The organism is Micromonospora globispora, from assembly GCF_003857015.1.
Lineage (GTDB): Bacteria > Actinomycetota > Actinomycetes > Mycobacteriales > Micromonosporaceae > Micromonospora > Micromonospora globispora.
The window spans coordinates 1-6,210 of record NZ_QGGF01000707.1; the positions used below are offsets into that span (position 1 = coordinate 1).

The window sequence follows — 6,210 nt, forward strand, 5'->3', positions numbered from 1 at the left end:
GAGCGCGGCGACGGCCGCGGCCACGAACGCCCACCGCCAGCCCGCGGTCAGCGCGATGGTGGGCACCGCCGCGCCGGCCAGCAGCGTGGACACCGGGATCGCGGCCTGTTTCACCCCGAACGACAGGCCCTGCCGGTGGGCGGGGACGTGTCGGGCCAGCGCCGCGTTGCTGGCGAGCTGGCCGAGGGCGTTCGCCGCGGCGCTGAGCGCGAGCAGCACGACCAGCACCGGGTACGACCGGGCGAGACCGGCCACCGCGAGCAGCGAGCCGGCGGAGAGCAGGATGCCGACCCGGGCCACCACGGCCGGCCCGTACCGCTCCACCAGCGCCCCGGAGGGGACCGAGGCCAGCGCGCTGATCCCGAAGTAGATCGAGACGGCCAGCCCCAGCCCGGCGGGGGAGAAGTGGAGGTCACGGCCCATCTGGACGGCGAGGCCGCCGACCAGGAAGACGGGAAGAACGCAGGCGATGGTGGTGGCGATGGCGCCCGCGCTGGCTCGAACGGTACGCGGCGGCGCGGGAGGCGAGGGGTGAAGGGCGGTGTCGGTCATGGTCAGGCAAACCTACGCTGGCGGCATTTCGGCAGCGGATCGTGTCTGTCGGTGCACGGACTGTCCCCGCTGATCTGGCATCCTCGATCCGAACAGGCATTTCGCACTCGGCCTCTTTTTCATATGGTGTAAGTCCCCGGCGGCGGAGGTGGTTGTGCGCGACCCCTTGGCGGAACCTTCGGACCTGATCCGCAGTGTGTCCCGCGCGCTTCGAGTGCTCGAGTCGGTCGGCCGTGCCCCCAGGGGCCTGACCGTCAAACAGATCGCCCGTCGCTGCGAGCTGACCGTGGCCACGACGTACCACCTGGTCCGCACGCTGGCGTACGAGGGCTACGTGATTCGGCGCGAGGACGGGACGTACATCGTCGGCCTGGAGGTGGCGGACCGGTACCGGGAACTGGTGACCGCGTTCCGGGGGCCGCCCGTCGTCGGCGAGTCGCTGCGCCGGGCCGCCGCGGACACCGGGTACAGCCACTACCTTGGTCGCTTCGTGGGCGGCCAGGTGGCGGTCACCGCCGTGGCCGAGGGGCACCGCTCGCCGTACCTGGAGGACCTGGTGCCGGGCTTCGACGAGGGCGCGCACGCCACGGCGCTCGGCAAGAGCCTGCTCGCCACCCTCACCGCCGAGCAGCGGTTCCGCTACCTGCGCGAGTACGGCATGCGGCCGTTCACCAGCGCCACCCTGACCAGCGCGGAGGCGTTCGAGGCGGACCTGGCCGCCGGCGACCGGCGCGGCATGCAGCTGGAGCTGGGACAGTTCCGGCAGGGCGTGGCCTGCGCGGCGGTGCTGGTCACCCCGGACAAGGACATCGAACGCCGGGTCGTGCTGGCCTGCGCCCTGCCGGCCAGCGAGATGATGACCTCCGCCCGGGTGGTCCGGGCCAAGCTGCTCACCGTCGCCCGCGCCGTCGCCGACGGCATCGCCGCCGAGGGCTGACGTCCTCCGCGGCGCGAAGGGCCGCCGCCCCCAATGGGTAGCGGCCCGCACGTCCTCGTGCCCGCGGGATCGGGAGCGGGCGGTGAACCGATCGGGGTCACCGCACGTATGCAGGGGCGAGCGCACCGCCGGACCTGTCGCCGAGAGCGAGGTGACCCCCCATCAGCGACCACGACGCCCAACTGCTGCGCGCATTGCACGACGAGCACGCGGACGCGCTCTTCGCGCACGCGCTGCGGCTGGTCAACGGTGACCGGTCGCGTGCCGAGGACCTGGTGCAGGAGACGTTGCTGCGTGCCTGGCGGCACCCGGAGTCGCTGGACCCCACCCGCGGGTCGGTCCGGGCCTGGCTCTTCACCACCGCCCGGAACCTGGCCATCGACGCCTGGCGGCGTCGGTCCAGCCGGGTCGGCGAGGTCTACACCGACGAGCTGCCCGAGCCTTCCGAGACGGTCGACGAAACGGAGCGCGCGGTGGAGGCGTGGACCGTTGCCGAGGCGCTGAACCGGCTCAGCCCGACCCACCGTGAGGTGCTGGTCGAGTGCTTCTACCAGGGACGGTCGGTGGCCGAGGCCGCCGCCCGGTTGGGCGTACCGCCGGGCACGGTGAAGTCGCGCACCCACTACGCGCTGCGCTCACTACGGTTGGTGCTGGCCGAGATGGGGGTGACCGGATGACCCGGTGCGAGTTCGCGCACGACGACGGCGCGTACGTGCTGGGTGCCCTCGCCCCCGCCGAGCGCGCCGCCTACGAGCGGCATCTGCCCGGCTGCGCGGCCTGTCGGGAGGCGGTCGCGGAGATCGCCGTGCTGCCGGGGCTGCTCGGCCGGCTCGACCCGGCCGGGCTGGAGCAGTTCCTGCCGTCCGCGTCGGAGACCTCCCGGCTGCCCGCGCTGCTCGACGCCGCCCGGGAGCGCCGCCGCCGCGACCGGTCCCGGGTCCGCCGGCGGTACGCGCTGACCGCACTCGCCGCGGCCGCGCTGGCCGTGCTGGTGGGCGTCGGCGTGATGCTGGTCCGGCCGGTGGATCCTGCCCCGCAGGTGCCGCTGGTGGCGATGCGGCCGGTCGCCGGCACCGCGCCGGTGCACGCGGAGATCGGGCTGACCGGCACCGACTGGGGCACCGAGGTGACCATGCACTGCGGGTACGACCAGTGGGCCGGCCACCGCGAGGCGTACACCTTCCGGCTGGTGGCGCACGGCCCGGACGGCGCGACGGAGCAGGTGGGCTCCTGGCTGGCCGCCCCCGGTGACGACGTCCGCCTGACCGGCGCGACCCACTTCACCGAGGGCGAGCTGGTCAGCCTGGAACTGCTCCGGGGCGACGGCACCCCGGTCCTCACCTATGACGCGCGCTGACCCCGGGTCAGCGGGAGCCGGCGGGGACCGGTGCGGCCGCGCGGGCCTCGGCGCGAGTACGGCGGCTGTGCCGCACGGCGTCCGCGGTGAAGACGATCAGCGCGAGCCAGACCAGGGCGAAGCCGGCCAGCCGGGCCGGCGGCATCGGCTCGTGGAAGATCAGCACCCCGCAGCCGAGCTGGAGGATCGGGGCGAGGTACTGGAGCATGCCCAGCCCGGAGAGCGGCAGCCGGTTGGCCGCCCCGGCGAAGAGCAGCAGCGGGATCGCGGTGGCCGCGCCGGCCAGCACCAGCAGCACGGTGTGCCCGGCCGAGACGTGCCCGAACGTCGACTCGCCCCGCCGGACCAGCCACCCCAGGTACGCCAGCGCGGGCAGCGCCAGGACCGCGGACTCGACGAAGAGTCCCTCCGCGGCGGGCAGCCCGAGCCGCTTCTTCACCAGGCCGTACCCGGCGAAGCTGAAGGCCAGGGTGAGCGCCAGGTACGGCAGCCGGCCGTAGTCGATGGTGAGCACGGCCACCGCCAGCGCGCCGACGCCGAGCGCCGCCCACTGCCCAGGGCGCAGCCGCTCGCGGAGCACGAAGACCCCGAGCAGCACCACCACCAGGGGGTTGATGAAGTACCCGAGGGCGGTCTCCACCACCCGGTCGGAGTTGACGCCGTAGATGTAGGTGCCCCAGTTGACGGCGATCAGTGCAGCGGCGGCCACGATGCCGGCCATCGCTCGCGGGCGGCGCGTCAGCGCGCGGAGGAAGCCGATGTTGCGCATGGCGGCGAGCAGAAGGGCCACGAAGGCCACCGACCAGACGATCCGGTGGGCGAGGATCTCCACCGGCCCGGCCGGCCGCAGCAGCTTCAGGTAGATCGGGAAGAAACCCCAGAGCAGGTACGCGCCGAAGCCGTACAGGTAGCCGAGGCGGATCGGGTTCACGCCTCCACCGTAAGTGGTGTAGTGGCGTTTTGCTCCTTTCCGGTGACCCGGTTCACCCGCTGGTCCAGCTCCATCCAGCGCTCCGGCGTCACCGGGGTGAAGCCGACCTTGGCGTACACCCCGTGCGCGTCGGCGGTGGCCAGCAGGATCCGGCGTACGCCCAGCTCGGCCAGGTGGTCGCGGACCGCGCCGGCCAGCCAGGTGCCCAGCCCACGACCCCGCTCGGCCGGGTCGACGTAGACGTCGCAGAGCCAGGCGAAGGTCGCCCGGTCGGTGACCACCCGGGCCACCGCGACCTGCGCACCGTCACCCGGGCGGTAGACGCCGAACCCGATCGAGCCGGCGAAGGCCCGACCCACGGTCTCCCGGTCCCGCCCCAGCGCCCAGTACGCGTCGGTGGAGAGCCATCGGTGCACCCGGTCGAGTTCGAGGCGGTCCGGGTCGGTGCTGATCTGGTAGCCGTCGGCGCGGGTCAGGGTGAACACCCCTTCGACCCTAGTGGCGGCCCCACCAGGCCTCACCAGCCAATTCCCGCCCACTGGCCTGGCCGGTGGGCGGGAATCGGGGTACGTCGGTCGGTCAGTCGCGGTCGAGGACGGCGCCGAGGATCCAGGTGACGATGCCGACGAAGAGCGCACCGAGCACGCCGGCCGGCCAGAAGTTGTCCACGTGGAACGGCAGTCCGGCCTGCCCGGCGATCCAGCTCGTGAGCAGGAAGAGCAGGCCGTTCACGACCAGTGCGATCAGGCCGAGGGTGAACAGGTAGAAGCCGCAGCCGACCGTCTTGATGATCGGCTGGAGCACGGCGTTGACCACACCGAAGATCACCGCCACCAGCACCAGCGTGGTGACCTGGTCGGTGATCGAGTCGGACTCGAGCCTGACGCCGGGGATGATGAGCGTGGCCAGCCAGAAGGCCACCGCCGTCGAGGCCAGCCGGATCAGAAGACCCTTCAGAAATCCCATGGCGGGGATGGTGCCACGGTCCGTCCACCGACGGAACCCGCGAAGATCACGAATTCGTTGCTCAGCGCCGGGTCGGTTGACCGACCAGTTGCGACTCGATGGACGTCGGGGAGAGCAGTGCCCAGCGCAGCGCCCGCCGGTTGACCACGGCCACCATGTCGTCCCGGATCCGGGTCAGCCAGTCCGCCGAACCGCCCAGGCCGAGGGCGGCGCCGGCCAGCGCGGCCTCCCCCGGGTCGAGCGGCTGCAGGATCGCCAGATCGGCGCGGGCCAGTGCGTCCACGTCGGCCGGACCGAGCTCGTCCCGGACGACCAGCGTGGACTGCCAGCCCGATCCCGTCCGGACCTCGGTCGGCGCCGGCCCCGCGTCGACCACCAACAGCAGCGGCTGCAGTGGCGAACCGGGCGGCCCACCCACCGGCCGGCCGGGTGGGATCAGCGGAATCGCCCCGCCCGGTGCCCCGACGGCCCGAACGAAGGGCTCCCAGACCCGCGGTCGGGCGGTCTGCACCACCACCCGGGCGCCGAGCGCGACGGCGCGCAGCGCCACGAGCTGGGCCACCCGCACCCCGCCGACGAGCATCAGCCGGGTCGCCTCGGGCCGGAACAGCCGGACGGTCACCGCTCCGCCGCGCCGGTTCGCGCCCACCATCAGCCCCGCCTCGCCGGTGAGCAGCTCCAGGTTGTCCAGGGTCTCGCCGCTCACCGCCGCGCCGCCACCGGCAACGGCCAACGGCAGGGTGGCGGCCAGCCCGTGCACCTGCTCGCCGTCCAGCCCACGGACCTCACCACCCAGGTCGGTGACGAGTCGGCGCAGGGCCTGGGCCGCGACCGAGAGCTCGCCGGCCGTGCGGGCCGCCAGCCGTACGGTCAGCTCGGCCGGCACCGGGACGCCCTCGGCACCGGTGCGCGGACCGACGCAGAGCGAGACGGTGCTGGCGGTGGCCGGCAGGGCGAGCAGTCGGGGCACGAGCCGCCGGGCGGCGTCCGTACGCGGGTCCGGCCAGCGGCGCAGCCGGAAGGTGGCCTGGAGCAGCCCGCCGGAGTGCACGGCCGGCCAGCACTCCCGGGTCGGCGCGTCGGAGTCGTGGTGGACCAGTTCCGCGATCACCCGCAGCGCCGCGGGCCCACCCAGCGGCCGGCCGATCAGCGGCCCGAGCCGGCGGACGATCCGCCGGACCGCGCCGGAGAGGGCGCGCCGCAGCTCCTCGTCCGACCAGCCGTCGGCCCGGAGCACCCGCACGGCGAGCACCGCCCGATCCCGGCCCGCCAACCGCCCCTCGGTGAGCTGCCGGTACGACGTTCCGGCGGTGCCCTCCGCGAGCGCGGGCGCGGGAGCGGGCGAGCCGGAGAGGAGGAGTTGGACCCGGACCGGCGGGCTCTCCGGGGGGTGCGATGGCAGCAGTGACAGTGGTGCGGGAAGGAGTCGCTGCCCGTCGCCGAGCAGGTCGCCCGGATCTCCGAGCT

At 73.8% G+C, this 6,210-nt stretch carries 8 protein-coding genes; 3 read left to right on the forward strand and 5 right to left on the reverse strand.

Translation table 11 applies throughout. The annotated features are described in order from the left end of the window. Nucleotides 1-552: MFS transporter (locus DKL51_RS32620; RefSeq protein ID WP_148097918.1), on the reverse strand; the 552-nt coding region annotated here is incomplete at its 3' end. Between the two features lie 154 nt (nucleotides 553-706). Between DKL51_RS32620 and DKL51_RS32625 the strand changes: the two genes are divergently transcribed. The 3 genes from DKL51_RS32625 (at nucleotide 707) to DKL51_RS32635 (ending at nucleotide 2,846) form a co-directional block, all read left to right on the forward strand. Next, nucleotides 707-1,489 (forward strand): IclR family transcriptional regulator, encoded by a 783-nt coding sequence (locus DKL51_RS32625; RefSeq protein WP_109947040.1) that lies wholly within the window; start codon nucleotides 707-709, stop codon nucleotides 1,487-1,489. Nucleotides 1,490-1,671: 182 nt separating this feature from the next. Further along, nucleotides 1,672-2,166: a sigma-70 family RNA polymerase sigma factor gene (locus DKL51_RS32630; protein WP_243420780.1), complete on the forward strand. Its 495-nt coding sequence runs from the start codon at nucleotides 1,672-1,674 to the stop codon at nucleotides 2,164-2,166. Further along, complete coding sequence (locus DKL51_RS32635) at nucleotides 2,163-2,846, forward strand: anti-sigma factor family protein (protein ID WP_109947042.1); 684 nt, start codon at nucleotides 2,163-2,165, stop codon at nucleotides 2,844-2,846. The genes DKL51_RS32630 and DKL51_RS32635 overlap by 4 nt, the downstream gene beginning before the upstream one ends. 7 nt (nucleotides 2,847-2,853) lie before the next feature. Here DKL51_RS32635 and rarD read toward each other — a convergent pair whose 3' ends face one another. From rarD to DKL51_RS32655, 4 genes are all read right to left on the reverse strand, one after another. Beyond that, nucleotides 2,854-3,777 carry an EamA family transporter RarD gene (rarD, locus tag DKL51_RS32640; protein WP_109947043.1) on the reverse strand — a complete coding sequence of 308 codons (924 nt, stop codon included), beginning with the start codon at nucleotides 3,775-3,777 and terminating at the stop codon, nucleotides 2,854-2,856. Then, on the reverse strand, nucleotides 3,774-4,262 hold the full coding sequence (locus DKL51_RS32645) for a GNAT family N-acetyltransferase (protein ID WP_124813184.1): 489 nt from the start codon (nucleotides 4,260-4,262) through the stop codon (nucleotides 3,774-3,776). The genes rarD and DKL51_RS32645 overlap by 4 nt, the downstream gene beginning before the upstream one ends. A 94-nt stretch (nucleotides 4,263-4,356) precedes the next feature. Further along, complete coding sequence (locus DKL51_RS32650; RefSeq protein ID WP_109947045.1) at nucleotides 4,357-4,743, reverse strand: phage holin family protein; 387 nt, start codon at nucleotides 4,741-4,743, stop codon at nucleotides 4,357-4,359. A 61-nt stretch (nucleotides 4,744-4,804) separates the two neighbouring features. Continuing rightward, the coding region (locus DKL51_RS32655; protein WP_124813186.1) for a type VII secretion protein EccE at nucleotides 4,805-6,210 on the reverse strand (1,406 nt) is incomplete at its 5' end.